Source organism: Secundilactobacillus muriivasis (assembly GCF_054785195.1).
On sequence record NZ_BAABMI010000031.1, the window covers coordinates 50,616 to 68,973 of the forward strand.

An 18,358-nucleotide genomic window follows, 5' to 3' on the forward strand; every position below is an offset into this window, starting at 1 on the left:
CAATCCAATAAAACACGAATATTGATGTTGTGCTAATTAAAAATATATGGCATAATACGAACTGTACTTAACAAACAGACGAAGGGGATCATCACGCTCATGCAAAATTTAAGTAACAGCACTTCTGGTAATGGGAGTTATCTTGACCGGACCTTCCATCTTACCGAACAAAACACCACGGTCGGTCGCGAACTCTTAGCTGGCCTCACCACGTTCGTGTCTATGGCTTACATTTTATTCGTTAACCCAAGTATCTTAGGGGCTGCCGGAATGGACAAAGGGGCCGTCTTCACGGCCACCGCACTTTCAGCAATTATTGGTTGTTTATTGATGGCGTTTCTTGCCAACTACCCGATCGCCATTGCACCAGGCCTTGGCGATAACGCGTTCTTTACCTTTTCCGTTGTTTTAGGGATGGGGATTCCTTGGGAAAAGGCAATGGCCGGCGTGTTCGTTGCGTCAGTATTATTTACGATTCTATCCTTCCTGAAAGTTCGGGAAATCGTGATCGATGCGATTCCAAAGGATTTGAAACTGGCGATGGCTGCCGGGATCGGGATCTTTATCGCGTTCGTTGGGATGCAAGGCGGTGGCTTAATCGTTGCGGATAAGTCATCCCTCGTTGCGATTGGCTCATTTACGGTGCCAACGACTTGGTTAACCATTTTCGGGATTTTCGTGATTGCCATCTTAATGGCCAAAAAAGTGCCAGGTTCCATCTTTATCGGGTTAGTGGCAACGGCCGTTTTAGGCTTAGTCACTGGCTTGATCAAAGCACCAAGCAGCATCATTTCACTGGCACCTAGCTTGAAACCAACCTTTGGCGTTGGGGTCGAAAACTTACCAAGTATCGCTGATCCGCAAATGTGGGCGGTTGTGCTGATCTTCTTGTTGGTGGCCTTCTTTGATACGGCTGGGACGTTGATCGGTTTGGCCCAACAAGCGGGCATCATGAAGAACAACAAGATGCCTCGGATCGGCCGCGCTTTGATGGCGGACTCAATCTCGATGTTGGCCGGCTCCGTCATGGGGACAACGCCAACTGCCGCTTACGTTGAATCATCTGCCGGGATCGCCGTTGGTGGCCGGACTGGCTTAACGTCGTTGACGACGGGGATCTTGTTTGCCTTCAGTATGTTATTCTCACCACTGTTGACTGTTGTGACGGATCAAGTGACCGCACCAGCGTTGATCGTGGTTGGAGTGCTGATGGTTTCTGCTTTAAGTGAAATTCACTGGAACCAATTTGAAATTGCCTTGCCTGCCTTCCTGACAGTGATCGGGATGCCGTTGACCTACAACATTTCTTACGGGATTGCCTTTGGGTTCTTAACTTACCCAATCTTGATGACCGTTGCTGGTCGGCGCAAGGAAGTCAACTACATCATGTGGATCATGCTCTTCGTATTCGTACTCTTGCTGTACGTCTTGAACGTGATTCCAAAGTCATAACTTGTTTTTTAACCGAATGAGGCGCCGTCAAACGACTCATTTGGGTTCAAATACGGCTCGGTAAGCCGCCCAAAATACCTTGATGACACTACTTTAACGTGACGACATCGCCACAAAAAAGAAATGAGAGGTTTTTAAATTGACAACAGTTGAACAACTAGGACGCTACATTGATGCCGGGGCAGCCAAGCTCCCCGCAGACTTAGTGATCGAAAACGGCACGTTGGTGAACGTGAACACGGCAGAGTATTACTTGGCCGATGTTGCGGTTTACCAAGGTAAAATCGTGGCAGTGGACGCTGACGTGAGTGCTTACGTGGGGCCTGAAACCCGGCACGTGGACGCTACCGGGAAGTATTTGGTACCCGGTTTGATCGACGGTCATATTCACGTGGAATGCAGTAAGCTGAGCCTGACTCGGTTTGCGCAGGCCGTTGTGCCTCACGGGACGACCAGCATCGTGTCTGGACTAGACGAGTATATTTCAGTTGTTGGGGTTGCCGGGCTAGACGAACTCTTTACCGAAATCGACCAGAGCGCCATGAAGGTGTTCTGGGGGCTCCCATACAAAACGCCGTACACCATCCCAACGTCAACAATTTCCTACAACGTCTCAGCAGCGGATCATGAGCGGATCCAACCCCAAGAAAACTGTTACGGCGTCTGGGAAACGGTGCGCGAAGCCATCCAGATGAAGGATGAAGATACCTTAAAAGCAATTTTAACGGCGCAAAAATACCATAAGCCCGTGTTCGGTTGTTCACCAATGGCAACCGGTATTGACTTGAACGAATTCCTCATGAGTGGCGTTCACGTCGACCACGAAAGCTATTCTCACGAAGAATTCTTAGAAAAAGCGCGTAAGGGGGTTCACGTGGTTATTCGTGAATCATCCGTAACCAAATTCTTAAAGGAAAATATCCGGGCCATCACTGAAGGCGCGGCTGGCGTTGCCCGGCACACGAGTTTTTGTACCGATGACGTGAACGCCCGTGACATCTTAGATTACGGGCATTTGGATCACATGGTTCGGCTTGCGATTAAAGCTGGCGTATCACCAATGACTGCCATTCAAATGGCGTCGTTGAACAGTGCTGAAGCTTACCACATTGATGATACGGTGGGTTCCATTGCGCCAGGCAAAGACGCCGACATTCTGTTAGTTGACCAACCCGGCACCTTCAACGTTGAAACGGTCATCAGTAAGGGCCAGTTAGTGTCTGAAAATAATGAAGTGGTCGCTAGTTTCCAACCACCAAAGCGGAGCGCAACGCTTCAAGGTAAGTTGCAGCATGAGTTACTGAAGCCGGCTGACTTTGACTACCAAGTTGATTTAGCCGACGGCACCGCAACCGTTGAAGCCATCCATAGTGTTGGCCCATTTGTCAGAAAACGCCAAGACGTTGAGCTAGCAGTTAAGAACGGCGTCGTTCAACCAGACGTCGCTAAGGATACGGCACTGGTTTCGGTAATCGAACGTTACGGTATTAACGGCAATCAATCTCGCGGATTCTTACACGGCTGGTCAATTAAACGCGGCGCCATCGCAACTTCGGCGTCACCGGATGATAATAACCTGGTTGTTGCCGGTGTGAACACCGATGACATGGCGTTAGCGGCCAATACTCTGATTGAATGCGGCGGTGGTCAAGTCGTCGTGGTTGACGGGAAGGTTGTGGCCTTGCTGGAATTACCAATTGGTGGCATCACCACTGATTTAACACCGGATGAATTAGCGGCTAAGGAAATCGAATTGAAGACGGCTGCGGAACAACTTGGTAGTGAACTGCCTGATCCGTTGTTCTACCTGTCCTTCTTACCAATTACTGCGATTCCGGATCTTGCCATTACTGATGGTGGGAACGTGGACTACACGAAGTTGGCTTACTTTGATCCGATTTTGGAATTGAATAAATAATTTTGAGCGGTCGACTGTTATGGTCGACCGTTTTTTATTGTCGCTTGTGTCCAGCGTAAGTGTTGAGTGCGATTTGGGTGCAGGCTGTTTGTCGTCGCTTTGCTCGCCAAAGCCGCATTGAAAAGCGCTCGTTCAGGCTACAAAATTCGGCGCCACTTAAACTGTCATTTCCAGGGTTCCTGACATTGCAGGAACTTGTCAACCACGCGCTTTCTGGCCACCACGCCGAATGGTGCTGCGCGAGACTGAGAGCTGCATGCAAGGCGACATCGGTAAACCCGCCAGGCCCGGGCGCCTTCACCGATGTCGCCTTGCACACTGCTCTCAACCTGTCTCGCTCCGCACACTTACGCTGGACACAAGCGTCAGCATGTTTCTTAGTAACCCTAACGTTGACGATTGGGTTACTAACGCGTATACTAACCCTAATTCAAACTGATTAACGGGGGTTATCAAAAATGACAACGACGATTTCGGTTCGTCAACTTGCGACAACGGCAATGATGACGGCATTACTAGTGGTACTGGGGCTATTTCCTGGCATTCCGCTGGGACTCATTCCAGTCCCCATCGTGTTGCAAAATTTAGGCATCATGTTAGTGGGGGCCTTGCTCCGTGCGCGATTTGGCACGATTTCAGTGGGGTTGTTATTGCTGATGGCGTTCATCGGTTTGCCAGTCCTCTCTGGTGGTCGTGGTGGTGCGGCGGTCTTTTTCGGTCCAACGGGTGGTTATTTAATTGGCTGGTTGCTGGCACCGGCTTTGATCAGCGGTTTATCGACACTTTGGCACGCCCGTGAAACCCACGGGTGGTGGCGTGAATTGGTGATCATACTGTTAATTGGCGTTGGACTGGTTGACCTGATTGGGTCGTTATGGCTGGCGGGACAGTCGCACATGGCGCTTTCGACGGCGTTGTTGTCAAATGCCGCCTTTTTACCGGGCGATATCTTAAAAGCGATAATTGCAGTTTTACTAGCTCGGCGATTACGGCCAGTGCTAAAATTGGCTTAAGTAGCGGAGGATGAATCAATGATACAGACAACCAAGCAGCAAATTTTAGCCGAATTATTAAGTCATCCCGGTGACTGGCAATCTGGTGATCAACTCGCAAGTGACGCCAATATTTCCCGGGAAAGTGTTTGGAAGGCGATCAATGGTCTTCGGAAGCAGGGACATCAAATTGAGAGTCGGCGGAGTTTAGGGTATCGCTATCTTGGCAGTGATCGGCTGGATGCGGATGCCATTCAGCATTACGCTGACGGTCACTTTTCGGGTGACTTACGAGTGATGGATGAAATCAACTCCACTCAAAGTTGGGCAAAGCAGGTGTTGAGTGAAACACCTGAATTAGGCACAACGGCGTTCTTTGCGGAACAGCAAACGCAAGGGTATGGCCGACGTGGCCGGGCGTTTTATTCGCCGAAAGAAACTGGGTTATATATGAGTTTAGTTTTGCCAAATCCATACACGGATATGCCGCAGCCGGGATTATTGACGACCGGCGTAGCTGTATCGGTGGTTCGCGTATTGTCACAGTTTTTTCCTGAAAAACCGTTTCAGTTAAAATGGGTTAACGACATCTATCTAGAGGGGCAGAAGGTGTGCGGTATTTTAACCGAAACTAGCCTTGAACTCGAATCGACGTCATCGATGGCGTTTGTGATTGGCGTTGGACTCAATTTAAGTACGGCGTCCTTCCCGGATGAAATCAAGCAAAAAGCGCGGGGCATTGCGCCAGATGGTCAAGTTGATCGTAATCGGTTGGCAGCGGCGTTGATCAGTCAGATTCAAGCGGATTGTGGTACTTACATGACTGGGGCGTTGATGCCGGTTTACCGGGAGTGGTCTGGCGTGATTGGCAAACCGGTCACGTTGAAGGTCGGGTCTCGAACGGTGACCGGTATCGTGCAAACTATCGATGATCAAGGTCAGCTTGTGTTAGCCGATGACGCTGGGCAAGTGAAGGCCTATGGGAGCGGTGAAGTGACCAAGGTGAATCTGGGTGCCTAAGTCAGTGTTGATTGCGGGACGGCTGACGGATGACGCTGGTCGGTGCCAGCATTATCACTTGAAAACGGATGTTGTGGGACTGAAGTGCGCGCGGTGTCAGACGTATTTTGCCTGCTATCAGTGCCATGATGAATTAACGGATCATGCGTTTGTGCCGTGTCCGAAAACGGAACAGGTTGCGATTTGTGGGGCCTGTGGGCAGCGGATGACGTATGCGGTTTATGCGGTGGGGCATTGTCCGGCGTGTGGGCATGGGTTTAATCCGCGGTGTGCGGTGCACGCGGGGATTTATTTTGTTGATTAATAAAAAGTGGTCTCGGGTTGAGTGCTCTTTTGGAGGACTAGATTGGGATCACTTTTTTTACTGGCGATATTAAGTGGTGATGGCGACGTGCATTGCTGTTACGTGATTTTCGGCGCTATTTGGATTGGCGATTTAGGAGAATCGGTTTTGATGTGATGTTTGGTGACGGAAGTTGTTTTAGGCAGCTGCGCCGAAACGTGCTCCGCAAAACTGAGAACTATGTGTAAGAGGACTAAGGTAAACCCCCAAGCCCGGGGGTTTCACCTTAGTCCCCTTACACGCCGTTCTCAACCCGTTTTGCTCCGCACTCTAAAAAACTTGCACAATAGGTCAAAACGACCTATACTTAATCAGTCGTTACGACCTATGGAGGTGCGAATGTACGAATTATTAATTTTAGGGGTATTAACGTCCCGGGATATGTCCGGTTATAAACTGCGGTGTGTGCTGGAAAATGCGTTAGTACCGCGGCGGCCGGTTTCTAACGGTGTGATGTATCCAGTACTTAAAAAACTGGCAGAACAGGGATTCATCATCTTTGTGGATCAGCCCAATGACCCGCGGGGGAAGCGATTAGCGCACATTACCGAAGCGGGAATGGACCGGGTACAGGAATTGATGCGTCAACCCGTTGCCGAAGATGGTAAACGCGAATCGATTTACCGATTCAAGTTTCGGGGGATGTCAGCCGTTGATGTGGCAACTCAGGAACGCATTTTAGCTGATTACGAAGCTAGCAATCAAACTGATCGCAACGTTTATCAAGAAGTTTGGGAACATTTGCAAGATAAGTTACACCAATCCGATGCGCGCCACGATGCGTTAACGTGGGGCTGTCGGTCACTCGAACTAGGAATCGCCATCTGTGATGCAAAGCAGGCGTGGATCGACCAGTGTCGAGTAGAAATGAGTCAAGGGGGCAAACATGGCAACAACTAAATCAACGAAGCAGTGGATCGCTCTAGCCGCAATGGGCTTGGGGGTCTTCATGGGCCTACTGGACGTCACGGTCGTTAACGTGGCGCTGCCAACAATGGTCACGGATTTTAAAACCACTTGTACAGACCTGCAGTGGGTGTTAAATGCCTACACGTTGGTCTACGCCGTCAGTTTGATGATCATGTCAAAACTGGGGGATATGTACGGCCGGAAGAAAATTTTCTTAGGGTCACTGATCTTATTCGTGCTGGCATCAGCTGTTAATGGGATGGCCAGCAATTTATTAATTCTAGATATTGGCCGAGGCGTTCAAGCCGTCGGTGGCTCCGGGATGATGTCGCTCTCAATGGCCTTAGTGGCGTCGAATTTTGAGGGCCGTGACCGGGGCTTAGCGCTGGGTATTCTGGGCTCTATCATCGGCATGTCGTCAGCATCAGGGCCGTTAATTGGTGGTTACCTAGTTGAACACTTCGGCTGGCCATCGATTTTCTACGTGAACGTGCCATTTGGGATCATTGCGGTAATCTTGACCGTGATTTACGTGAAGGAAACGCCAAGCTATGGTAAAAATCAAAAAGTTGACTTGGTGGGCATGTTCCTCTCGGCCGTTGGCCTGTTTGCGGTCATCTACGGTTTAATCGTCAAAGAAGGGCATACGCACTGGGGCTGGTTAGATTTACGTGTGAGTGGCTGGCTATTGGGCGGTGTTGTGGTACTGATTATTTTTATCGTGGCAGAAGCGCACATCAAAGAGCCAATGGTTAACTTGCAAATGTTCAAGAAACCGCACTTTGTTGGGGTGGTTATCGTAGCATTTGCGTTGGGTGCGGGAATCTACTCGTTCAACACGTTTCTGACGGCGTTGATGCAAAACTACATTGGTTACTCAGCCACCCAGACTGGGGTTCGACAACTGACTATCAGTATCTGGTCGCTGATTCTAGGTCCCATCGTGGGGATCCTGAGTGCGCGGTACTCCAAGAAGTGGATGATTACCATCAGTTTGCTGATTGGGAGCATCGGGTTTGTTCTGATGGCCCGGGCAATCGGTCCTGCAGTCACTTTCGCTGGATTGTGGCCCGGTATGGTCCTGATGGGGATCACCAACGGGATGGTCAACCCGCTGCTAAATACCGCTGGTATGGAAGGCGTCCAACCGCATGAAATGGGGATGGCGTCTGGCTTGCTGAACGTTTTCCGACAGTTGGGAACAACAGTCGGTGTGGTTGGTTTGGGCTTGATTCAGGATAGCCAGTACGAAACTTACCTGAACGGGCACCTCGGTCATCTCGGCATGCCAACTGCGGCCGTTGATGGCCTTAAAAAAGCGTTGGTCGATGCTGGACCGTTTTCGGGACACACGATTGCCTTTGCCGATCGGGTGCAACACGCACCGTTCGCGCATGCGTTTCAGCAAGTTGTGATTCGGGCTTACGATCACGGCATGACGGCACTGACGATTGCGGCGGCGGTTATTGTCCTGATTGGGGCAATTGGTGCGGGATTATTGTTGCAACGAAATCCGAAATCTACGGAATTATAAAATAAGCGTGAATGGTGTTGTTACAGGCGAAAGTTCCCGTGATGACGCCATTTTTGCGTTGCCTGTAACCCGGGAAATAACCACAAAAATGTGGGGAGTCACCCATGCTTAGAAGCTTAGCTAGGCAAATTCAGTCGACTGTCGTATTCTAAAATCAGCAAGGGGGAGAAAAAAATGAAATTTGGCGAACGACTTAAACGAGAGCGGATGGCTCAGCAACTAACTCAACGCGAAATGGCAGGCCAACTAAACGTCTCGCGACAAACCATTTCGAGCTGGGAAACGGGCAATAGTTACCCGGATATCGATAGCTTAATTCGGCTAAGTGACGCCTACCAGATTTCGTTGGATGTGCTATTAAAGGAGGACTCTGGGATGAAGGAGTATTTGAAGAAACAAGAAGTGATGGACGAAATTAAACCCATCGTGAAATTGACAACGGTGATCGACTTGATTTTTATTGCGATTTTATTGGTCATTCCGGTGCACGGTATCGCTGGTGGTTTGGTGATGCTGATGGGCTTGCTGAACATTGCGGTCTTACAGCGCATTCAGCGGTTTCAAGAGGCGGTTACTGGGGAACGTTGGGTGAATCGATGGTCTACGCGTCGTCTGTGGCTGATGTTGACGACTGGCGTTTTATTAGTGGTGGCGTTGGGTGTCGCGGGAATTGTTGGCTGGCAGTGGACGAGTTGGGTGACTAAGCTGGTCATGGCCGCCGGGGTAACGCTGGCCGCGCTGGTGGTGTTGGAGATCACGTATCGGTTGGATGTGAAGCGGCATCCTGAAGAAAAATAATTTGAATTTAAAAATTGTTTTCCTATAATTAAGTGCTTAATTTGTCAGCCTTGGTTCATAACGATGGTTGAATAGTAATGATGTAAGCGCTATACTGACGGTAATAAGTTGGCAAGGGCGCCAAATGATGACTCAGGGTTGAGTCGTTATTTGGTGCCCCTTTTTTAGTTGTAAAGGAGGACTTGAGATGCAACTCTATACGAAAGTTGGCGACAAGGGCACCACGAAACTGGTTGGCGGCGGGACCGTCAGCAAGGATTCAGACCGCGTGTGGGCTTACGGCACGATTGATGAATTAAATACCTTCATTGGGTTGGCTGCCACCAAACTTGATTCAAAGGAACAAGATATTCAAGCAGAACTACTGCAGCTGCAACACTGTTTATTTGATTTTGGGAGTGATCTTGCAAATCCGAATCTCAATGATGACACGATGCGCTTTAACCCAAAGTACGTTGGTTGGTTAGAAAGTAAGATTGATCAGTATCAGGACGAGCCACCGGCTATTCAACGGTTTATCTTGCCTGGTGGGAGTGAACAATCGGCCTTGTTCCAGGTATGCCGGACGATCACGCGGCGAGCGGAACGGCAGATTGTGTCACTGAATTGGTCAGTAACCTTACCAAGCGAGATGTTGAAGTTTATTAACCGATTATCCGACTATTTTTACGCACTGGCGCGGGTAGTTAACTATCGACAGGGGACACCTGAAGTTTTCTATGAACATGGTGGTCAGGTTTTTCATTAATAACTAGACCAATTATTAATTTAGTAAATTAGTGAATTGTGCAAAACTTATCATATCAACAAATAACGCCAGTTGAAGTACTAAAAGTAATCGTAGCGCAAAATAGTGTTAGTGGACAGATTTGTATAAAAATGGTATTCTAAGAACAACAATTGAATGAAAAGGCTTACTAAACGGAAACCGGTGTGATTCCGGTACGGTCCCGCCACTGTGATTAGTAGTGGTATACTACTATCAGTCAGATCTTTTTAGTAATCTACTTATGAGAAGTGACATTTTGCCTCGTGGAAAAGGCGAAATGTTTTTCATGTCAATTCAACCTGCACAATGGGGTGCGGGTAACGTAAACAATGGCGTTTATGGTGGGGTCGCAGCGATGCGGCTCTTTTTTAATTGAAAAAGTTGGCAAACGAGGCTGGGGTTAGCCCCTGAGGCTCATTTTTTTAGCGAACAGGTGTTAACCGCGTAGTGACGGCAATTGCTTTAATTTTGCTTGTGATAGCTTTCCCAATCATTTAGTGAGTTATATATTAATGCACTAAAAAAACGTTGACACCAATTCGTGTAAGCGCTATATTTAATACGTAAATAAAATTGATAATTCGTACAATGGCGTACACAAAAAAGCGATGGTGCTTTAGTTCATACTATTTAGTATGGCCTAAAGCGCCTTTTTTCATTTTTATTTATTAATCGAAAGTGTAAAGGAGGTTATGCGATTGGAGAAAATACAGTTTAAAACACAGATCTGGTCTGGTGACGGGGCGTTATCCGGCTTGGAAGACATCCATGATCAGCGGATCTTTGTTGTAACTGATCCATTTATGGTTGAATCAGGCAGTTTGAGTAAGATTACCGATCATCTTGAAGCTAAGAATGAGTTGTCGATCTTCTCAGACATCCAACCTGATCCGCCAATTACCAAGATTACCAAAGGAATTACCGCACTTCAGGAATTCAAAGCAACGTTGTTGGTTGCTGTTGGCGGTGGTTCAGCGATTGATGCAACGAAGGCGATGAAGTATTTCGCCAAACAAGCATCACACGGTGAAGTCGACCTCGACTTGATTGCGGTGCCAACAACGAGTGGGACCGGATCGGAAGTGACCAACTTCGCAGTCATTACCGACAGCGAAAAGGGGATCAAATACCCGCTGGTAACTGATGAGATTTTACCAAAGGTTGCCTTGCTAGACGCCAATTTGGTCGTTTCAGCACCGCAACATATCACAGTTGATACGGGGATGGACGTCCTAACGCACTGTTTGGAAGCTTACGTTTCAATTAACGCCAACGATTTCTCGGACGCGTTAGCAGAAAAGGGGTTCCGGATGGTGTTCGAATACCTACAACGGGTAAGCGATGACGGTTCTGACTTGGAGGCTCGCCAGAAGATGCATGATGCGTCATGTATTGCTGGGATGGCCTTCAACCTCGTTAACCTGGGACTGAATCACGGTATCGCGCACGCAGCTGGTGCCCAGTACCATATCCCACATGGTCGATTGAACACAATTCTCATGCCACATATCATTGAATTCAACGCTGAAATGGAAAAGGGTATCATGGAAACACCAAACCAGGCTGCCATCAAGTATGCAAAGTTAGCACTCTTCCTTGGCATTCGCGGATCCAACCCCAAGATTGCGGTTCGCAGTTTGATCAACCACATTATCCAATTCCGCAAGAAGCTGAACATGCCAGCAACTTTCCAAGACTACGGTATCAGCCATGACCTCTTCGAACAAACGAAGCACGAAATTGCTGAAGCTGCCCTCAAGGATGGTACAACGGCTGCTAACCCTCGGGTACCAAGCGTTGATGATGTGATCAAGATTTTGGAGACAAGCTACTCTTAAAACTAACGCCATTGTGAAAATCGCTTAAATGAGAAATGTTGATGAATTGTAATTTTTTTATTACTTGATAGGAACAAGAATGTCAGCTAACATGGCAGAATAAATGGAAACGCTTCAATAATTAACCATGTGCTTCTGATAGTAACTGAAAAGTTGATTTTAACTATGGCGATAAGGGGTGGTTATCGTGAATGAACGAATTGTAATTGTTGATGATGAACCGATTACTCGGTTAGACATTCGGGATATTTTGGAACAGGCAGGGTATGAAGTTGTTGGCGAAGCGGGTGATGGTTTTGAAGCCATCGATGTGTGCCAACGACAGAAACCAGATCTGGTCATCATGGATATCCGGATGCCGTTGTTAGACGGATTAAAGGCCGGTAAACGAATTGTTGAAGATCAGTTGACTCAGTCGATTATTTATCTATCTGCTTACAGTGATGAGGCGGATACGGACACGGCTGGGCGAATTGGGGCAGTTGGGTATTTAGTAAAACCATTATCAGAGCGGTCCTTGCTCACAACCATTCACGTTGGCTTAGCGCGAGTTGAGCACAACCGGCAGCTTGCCGAGAAGGTTGAAAAATTGTCAGTGAAGTTGGAACAACGTAAAGTGATCGAACGCGCCAAGGGTGTTTTAATGGCAGAAAACAACATGACCGAAAACGCCGCTTACAAGATGCTTCGTGATCTGAGTATGACCAAGCGTTGCCCAATGAACGACATTGCCGAACTGATCGTGACTGATGCCTGATGACTGAACTAGCAGATCTTTGCCATAAGTATACGAGTCTAACGGATACTGATATTGCAACCTTAGTGGCCGAGACGAAGCTGATTGAACTTAATCCAGCGTATCGTGACTTTGACGTTTTTATCGACGCGCGTAACGAATTAAACAATCAAGCCATTGTGATTTATCATAAGCCTCCTACTAATGTGCCTTCGCTTTATCGCAAGAAGGTCGTCGGCCAGGATGCACTTAGAACTAACGAACCTGGCGTGTTTCATACGCTAGAGACCAAGCTTGATTCCGTCGGGTTATTAGCAGAGACGCAGGAACACCGTTTGATCCAGCAGAAAATCTATCCTATCTCCCGAAATAATAGGACGATTGGGGTTACGATCGTTGAATCGGACGTTTTGGATGATTTTAAAGTTCAAAACCTCGAACTTAAGTACAGTAACGTGTCAGCAACGATTCAGATGTTGGGACGTCTGGACACAACGATTACGGACCAGTTGGCAGACGCCATTCTGTGTTTTGACAAGAGCGGCCGGTTAGTGCTTGCCAACCATACAGCGTTGAACTTGTACAAACAGGTCGGTTATATCGGTAACATCGTTGGCCAAGTTTACGATAATTTGTCGTTAGACGGGTCGGAATTCAAAACAGTGTTGAAACAGTTACAAGGCGTTTCAGAGGACGAGCAGCCATTAACTTATAACTTTAGTTATCTGAACTACTACTTTACTACCAGAAAGTTCTGGAATCGCAAGAATCAGCAAGTTGTCATTCTGATTCAGGATAAGACGGATGTAAAGATGAAAGAAGCTGAGATCATTTCCAAATCGGTTGCGATTCGCGAGATCAATCACCGGGTTAAGAATAACTTGCAGTCGGTGATCTCATTACTACGGATCCAACAACGCCGATTAAAGAGTGCGGAAGCGAAAAAAGTCTTAACTGAGAGCGTCAGTCGCATCATGGCGATTGCCTCGACTTACGAATTAATGTCGAAGCAGTTGGGTGATGAGACGAATCTGCAAGCCACGATTCAACTATTAGTTTCTCACTTTGTCCAGCTTAACGATGAAAACCGGAAGTTGGATATTACGACTGACATTGATCCTAAGATCACCGTGGACAGTGATCAGGTCGTGACCATTTCAATAATTGTTAACGAATTATTGCAAAACGCCGTGTCACACGCTTTTCCAGAAGAACAAACCACACCGCCTAACAACGTGTTGGTTGAAGGAAAGGTTAACGATGAGATCATTACGATGCGCATCAAAGACAATGGCGTGGGCTTTGACCTCGATAATACTCGTCCTGGCAGTTTAGGGTTAACCATCATTCGGAGTTACGTTAAGGATAAGTTGTTGGGTAAATTGAAAATTGAATCGACAACACAAGGAACTGAAGTTAGTTTCTCGTTTGATCAAAAACCACAACATTGACGTTGTGGAAGTAGCAATGGGGCTCAAGATCAAACCATTTTCTAGCATGAACCAATTTTTGAATTGGATCGTGTTTTGAAGCTGGTTTGACCTTGAGCCCCATTTTTTTTCGGAAGGAGGGAGGTTTTATGAAAGACGACACGATACTGAGTGTTGGGATCGACTTAGGGACATCCACAACTCAGTTGATTCTATCGCGACTCACGATTAAAAACTTCGCGTCAGCATTTTCAGTGCCCAGAATTAATATTGCTAAGAAAGAGGTTATTTTCCAGAGTGATATTATCTTCACGCCTCTGGCCACCCAAACTGAAATTGACGCCGAGGCGATTAAGAAGTTTGTTGCTGATCAATATCAAAAAGCAGGTATCTCCAAGCAAGACATCCAAATGGGTGCCGTGATCATCACGGGGGAAACGGCGCGGAAGCAAAATTCCAGTGCCGTGACCCACGCCTTGAGTGGTTACGCCGGCGACTTCGTGGTTGCGACGGCCGGCCCCGACCTAGAAAGTATCATCGCTGGTAAGGGTGCTGGTACCAACGTGATTGCCAAGAAGATTCGCAAGAACGTGGTCAACATGGATATCGGTGGGGGAACTAGTAACCTAGGACTCTTCAACGATGATGATGTGCTCGATACCGCTTGTTTCGATATTGGTGGTCGTCTGATTAAAGTCACACCAGAGACTCACGAAATTACCTATATTTCACCTAAAGTTAAGCAATTAATTCAAGAACTTCACTTGGATATCCACGAAAAAACAGTGGCGACTAAGGAACGGTTACAACCAATCATTGACGTGTTGACGCAAGTCCTCGAAAACAGTATTGGTTTAGGGAATAAGAGCCCCTACTTCGACCTGTTCGTAACGAACCACGCCTTACATCCAGAGTACTTGGTTGACGGCGTTACCTTCTCCGGTGGCGTTGCCGATTGTCTGAATGAAATTTTACCAGCTGATGAATTCCGCTATGGTGACATTGGCGTCTTGCTGGGTCACGCCGTTGCGCAGTCTGAAATTTTCAAACAAAAGACTGTCTATCCTTCCGTCGAAACGATTCGTGCAACAGTCGTGGGTGCGGGATCACACACAACGGACGTGACCGGGAGCACGATTGCCTATACTGACGGCATCCTTCCCCTACGTAACTTACCGATCCTTAAGATTGCGAAGGGCGATGAGGGGCTTGAAGCGGATGATTTAGCAACCCGGATATCCGAAAAGATTAAGTGGTATCAAGTTCAAAATGAACTGAACAACGTTGTTTTAGCCTTGGTTGGCAAGCGCAGCCCAACCTTCTCAGATATTCAACGTTATGCAGCCGGCATTGTCAAAGGTGCTCAAGTTTTAATTGATAAACATGAACCGCTCATCATCATGGTTCATGAAGATATGGCCAAAGCGCTAGGTCATAGCTTGTTTGCACAGTTACCAGACCGTTATCCGTTTGTCTGCATTGACAGCGTGAAGGTTGAAAATGGGGATTACATCGATATTGGGGAACCCGTTGCGGGCGGCGAAGTGCTACCTGTCATCGTGAAAACCTTGGTCTTTGGCTAACTGTAAACCATCTAACCTGTAAGGGAGGCAACACAATAATGATTTTACAAACAATGTTATCTGATCAATTATTCAGTTTTAAATCCGTTAAAGAAGTTATGGCAAAAGCCAACGAAGAAAAGTCTGGTGATAAATTAGCCGGCGTTGCCGCAGCCGATTCAACAGAACGAGTTGCTGCCAAAATTGTTTTAGCACAATTAACCTTAAACGACATTTACAACAACCCAGCAGTGCCATATGACATTGATGCCGTTACTCGGATCATCACCGATGGCATCAACAAGCGAATTTTCAACGAAATCAAGAACTGGACGGTTTCAGACCTACGCGAATGGTTATTATCAGATTCAACCACCGACCACGAAATTCGTCGGATTCGCCAAGGCTTAACCTCAGAAATGGTTGCAGCCGTTACTAAGTTAATGACCAACATGGACTTGATCGTTGCGGCTAAGAAGATTCACGTTGAAAAGACTGCCAACACAACTATTGGTCGTCCAGGAACCTTTAGCTCACGGCTTCAACCGAACCACCCAACCGACAACATCGACGGTGTGATGGCAACGGTTATGGAAGGTTTGAGTATGGGGGTTGGGGATGCCGTTATCGGCTTGAACCCTAACGATGATTCCGTTGATAACGTCGTTAAGATTTTGAACAAGTTCGAAGAATTCCGTGCCCAATGGAACGTGCCTACTCAATGTTCTGTTTTAGCCCATGTTACCACTCAAATGGAAGCCATTCGTCGTGGTGCACCTTCTGGCTTGATCTTCCAATCAATCGCTGGTTCTGAAAAGGGGAATACGGCTTTTGGTGTCACGATTGACATGTTGGACGAAGCTTACGACTTAGCCTTACATGAAGGTCAATGCCCAGGTCCTAATGTCATGTACTTCGAAACTGGTGAAGGTTCTGAATTATCAGCCGAAGCCAACTACGATGCCGATGAATTAACCATGGAATCTCGTTGCTACGGCTTAGCTAAGCGCTACGATCCATTCTTGGTCAACACGGTGGTTGGGTTTATCGGACCTGAATACCTCTACGATTCAAAGGAAGTTACCCGTGCCGGTCTTGAAGATCACTTCATGGGCAAGTTACAAGGCATCTCAATGGGGTGTGACGTTTGCTACACCAACCATATGAAGGCCGATCAAAACGACGGCGAAGACTTAACGGTTCTGTTAGCTGCCGCAGGTTGCAACTACATCATGGGTATCCCTCATGCAGATGATATCATGTTGAACTATCAATCAACTGGCTTCCAAGAAACCGCAACGGTTCGTGATATCTTCGGTTACCACCCAATCAAGGAATTCGAAGACTGGATGGAATCAATGGGTATTAGCCACAACGGTAAGTTAACTGACCGCGCCGGCGACGCTTCAATTTTCTTAAACTAAAAAAGAAGGTGATATGACATGAATGAACAAGATTTAAAAGCAATGATTGAGAACATTTTGTCAGACGTAACTGCGGGTAACACTTCAGACAACAACACGTCATCACAAGCAACGGCAACAACGACGGATACGAGTTCGGAAGTTTCCGGAGAAGTATTGGACGATATCACCAAGATCGACTTAAAGAAGCAATTCTTAGTACCAAATGCTGCTGATCGTGATGGTTATCTTAAAATCAAGTCATTTACACCAGCTCGTTTAGGGATGTGGCGTGCCGGGTCTCGTTACAAGACCGCTTCAGTCCTTCGCTTTAGAGCTGACCATGCCGCTGCTCAAGACGCTGTCTTCAGCGACGTTGATCCAGAATTGCCAAAGGAAATGGGCTTCCTTGAAACCCAAACAACCTGTGAATCAAAGGATGAATACTTAACTCGTCCTGATCACGGCCGGAAGTTCTCTGATGAAATGGCGGCTAAGATCAAGAGTGGCGTTAAGCAAAACGCTAAGATTCAAATCGTTGTTGGTGACGGCCTAAGTTCAGCCGCAATTGAAGCTAACGTTCGTGAAATTATTCCAGCCATTCAACAAGGATTAAAAGTTTACGGTCTGGGCTTTGAAAACAAGGACGTCATCTTCGTCAAATACGCTCGGGTTGGCGCCGAAGATCATATCGGTGATTTAACTGGCGCAGACGTTGTCTGCATGCTCGTCGGCGAACGGCCAGGGTTAGTTACCGCTAAGTCAATGAGTGCTTACATTGCCTACAAACCAACTGTCGGCATGCCTGAAGCAAACCGGACCGTTGTTTCCAATATCCATGACGGTGGGTTACCAGCTGTTGAAGCAGGGGCTTACATTGCTGAACTCTTAGACAAGATGCTTCGCTTGAAGAAGTCCGGAATCGACTTGAAGACCGCTGAAAACGCTGGTGCTTAACCCCGTTATCGGATAACGGAAGGAGGAATTACAAAGTGAAGAACGATTTACTTAAAGCTAATGTCCTGAGTACCCGGTTGATTCCTAACGTGGATGCCGCATTGGCCAAAGCCCTAGATTTACCAAGTCACATCAAGAGTCTGGGTCTCATCACATCAGACTGTGATGATGTTACCTACGTTGCCTTGGACGAAGCGACGAAAACCGCTGCCGTTGAAGTTGTTTACGGTAAGAGTATGTACGCTGGTGCCGGCAACGCCTCGACTAAGTTAGCCGGTGAAGTTATCGGGATTCTTGGCGGGCCTAACCCCGCTGAAGTTAGAAGCGGGTTGGATGCTTGCGTTCGGGTGATTGAAGAAGAAGCCCATTTTGTAAGCGCTAACGAAGACGATAGTATCGTCTACTTTGCACACACAATCTCAAGAACTGGGAGTTACCTATCAGAGGTTGCCGGTGCTCAAGAGGGTGGCGCAATTGCTTACTTGATCGCACCACCATTGGAATCCATTTACGGATTAGATGCTGCGATGAAAGCAGCCGACGTCCAAATGGGCGTTCTCTACGGTCCTCCTTCGGAAACCAACTTTGGTGGGGGCTTATTGACGGGGTCTCAATCAGCATGTAAGGCAGCCTGTGACGCATTTGCCACAGCCGTTAAACAAATTGCTGCTGACCCAACCGGAATCGATTAAGGATG

General features: G+C 47.4%; 16 protein-coding genes and 1 riboswitch. All 16 genes read left to right on the forward strand.

Translation table 11 applies throughout. The annotated features are described in order from the left end of the window. The first annotated feature begins 99 nt into the window (after nt 1–99). The 16 genes from ACYVR3_RS08155 (at nt 100) to eutL (ending at nt 18,353) form a co-directional block, all read left to right on the forward strand. The gene (locus tag ACYVR3_RS08155; RefSeq protein WP_461243850.1) at nt 100–1,452 is read left to right on the forward strand and encodes an NCS2 family permease; all 1,353 of its coding nucleotides are present in this window, start codon (nt 100–102) and stop codon (nt 1,450–1,452) included. 139 nt (nt 1,453–1,591) lie between these two features. After that, nucleotides 1,592–3,370, forward strand: coding sequence for an adenine deaminase C-terminal domain-containing protein (locus ACYVR3_RS08160; RefSeq protein WP_461243851.1), 1,779 nt, complete (start codon nt 1,592–1,594; stop codon nt 3,368–3,370). Between the two features lie 458 nt (nt 3,371–3,828). Further along, nucleotides 3,829–4,383: a biotin transporter BioY gene (locus tag ACYVR3_RS08165; RefSeq protein ID WP_461243852.1), complete on the forward strand. Its 555-nt coding sequence runs from the start codon at nt 3,829–3,831 to the stop codon at nt 4,381–4,383. 18 nt (nt 4,384–4,401) lie between these two features. Then, nucleotides 4,402–5,382 (forward strand): biotin--[acetyl-CoA-carboxylase] ligase, encoded by a 981-nt coding sequence (locus tag ACYVR3_RS08170; protein WP_461243853.1) that lies wholly within the window; start codon nt 4,402–4,404, stop codon nt 5,380–5,382. After that, nucleotides 5,375–5,686: a CHY zinc finger protein gene (locus ACYVR3_RS08175; protein WP_461243854.1), complete on the forward strand. Its 312-nt coding sequence runs from the start codon at nt 5,375–5,377 to the stop codon at nt 5,684–5,686. Before ACYVR3_RS08170 ends, ACYVR3_RS08175 begins: the two co-directional genes overlap by 8 nt. Nucleotides 5,687–6,064: 378 nt before the next feature. Then, nucleotides 6,065–6,625, forward strand: coding sequence for a PadR family transcriptional regulator (locus ACYVR3_RS08180; RefSeq protein ID WP_461243855.1), 561 nt, complete (start codon nt 6,065–6,067; stop codon nt 6,623–6,625). Then, nucleotides 6,612–8,168, forward strand: coding sequence for an MFS transporter (locus ACYVR3_RS08185; RefSeq protein WP_461243856.1), 1,557 nt, complete (start codon nt 6,612–6,614; stop codon nt 8,166–8,168). The genes ACYVR3_RS08180 and ACYVR3_RS08185 overlap by 14 nt, the downstream gene beginning before the upstream one ends. A gap of 174 nt (nt 8,169–8,342) precedes the next feature. Next, complete coding sequence (locus ACYVR3_RS08190; protein ID WP_461243857.1) at nt 8,343–8,966, forward strand: helix-turn-helix domain-containing protein; 624 nt, start codon at nt 8,343–8,345, stop codon at nt 8,964–8,966. 187 nt (nt 8,967–9,153) lie between these two features. Next, the gene (locus tag ACYVR3_RS08195) at nt 9,154–9,714 is read left to right on the forward strand and encodes a cob(I)yrinic acid a,c-diamide adenosyltransferase (protein ID WP_461243858.1); all 561 of its coding nucleotides are present in this window, start codon (nt 9,154–9,156) and stop codon (nt 9,712–9,714) included. A gap of 148 nt (nt 9,715–9,862) precedes the next feature. Further along, nucleotides 9,863–10,021, forward strand: a riboswitch (adenosylcobalamin (AdoCbl) riboswitch). A gap of 412 nt (nt 10,022–10,433) precedes the next feature. Continuing rightward, a complete protein-coding gene (locus tag ACYVR3_RS08200; RefSeq protein ID WP_461243859.1) occupies nt 10,434–11,573 on the forward strand; it encodes a 1-propanol dehydrogenase PduQ in 1,140 nt (379 codons plus the stop codon). Between the two features lie 187 nt (nt 11,574–11,760). After that, complete coding sequence (locus tag ACYVR3_RS08205; RefSeq protein ID WP_300563097.1) at nt 11,761–12,330, forward strand: ANTAR domain-containing response regulator; 570 nt, start codon at nt 11,761–11,763, stop codon at nt 12,328–12,330. Beyond that, entirely contained in the window at nt 12,330–13,760 is a 1,431-nt protein-coding gene (locus tag ACYVR3_RS08210) for a sensor histidine kinase (RefSeq protein ID WP_461243860.1), read from the forward strand. Before ACYVR3_RS08205 ends, ACYVR3_RS08210 begins: the two co-directional genes overlap by 1 nt. A 128-nt stretch (nt 13,761–13,888) precedes the next feature. Next, nucleotides 13,889–15,322: an ethanolamine ammonia-lyase reactivating factor EutA gene (gene eutA, locus ACYVR3_RS08215; protein ID WP_300563101.1), complete on the forward strand. Its 1,434-nt coding sequence runs from the start codon at nt 13,889–13,891 to the stop codon at nt 15,320–15,322. A 38-nt stretch (nt 15,323–15,360) separates the two neighbouring features. Then, entirely contained in the window at nt 15,361–16,725 is a 1,365-nt protein-coding gene (locus tag ACYVR3_RS08220) for an ethanolamine ammonia-lyase subunit EutB (RefSeq protein ID WP_300563103.1), read from the forward strand. Nucleotides 16,726–16,743: 18 nt separating this feature from the next. Beyond that, nucleotides 16,744–17,661, forward strand: coding sequence for an ethanolamine ammonia-lyase subunit EutC (gene eutC / locus ACYVR3_RS08225; protein WP_300563105.1), 918 nt, complete (start codon nt 16,744–16,746; stop codon nt 17,659–17,661). A gap of 35 nt (nt 17,662–17,696) precedes the next feature. Further along, complete coding sequence (gene eutL / locus ACYVR3_RS08230; protein WP_054732708.1) at nt 17,697–18,353, forward strand: ethanolamine utilization microcompartment protein EutL; 657 nt, start codon at nt 17,697–17,699, stop codon at nt 18,351–18,353. Nucleotides 18,354–18,358: the final 5 nt, after the last annotated feature.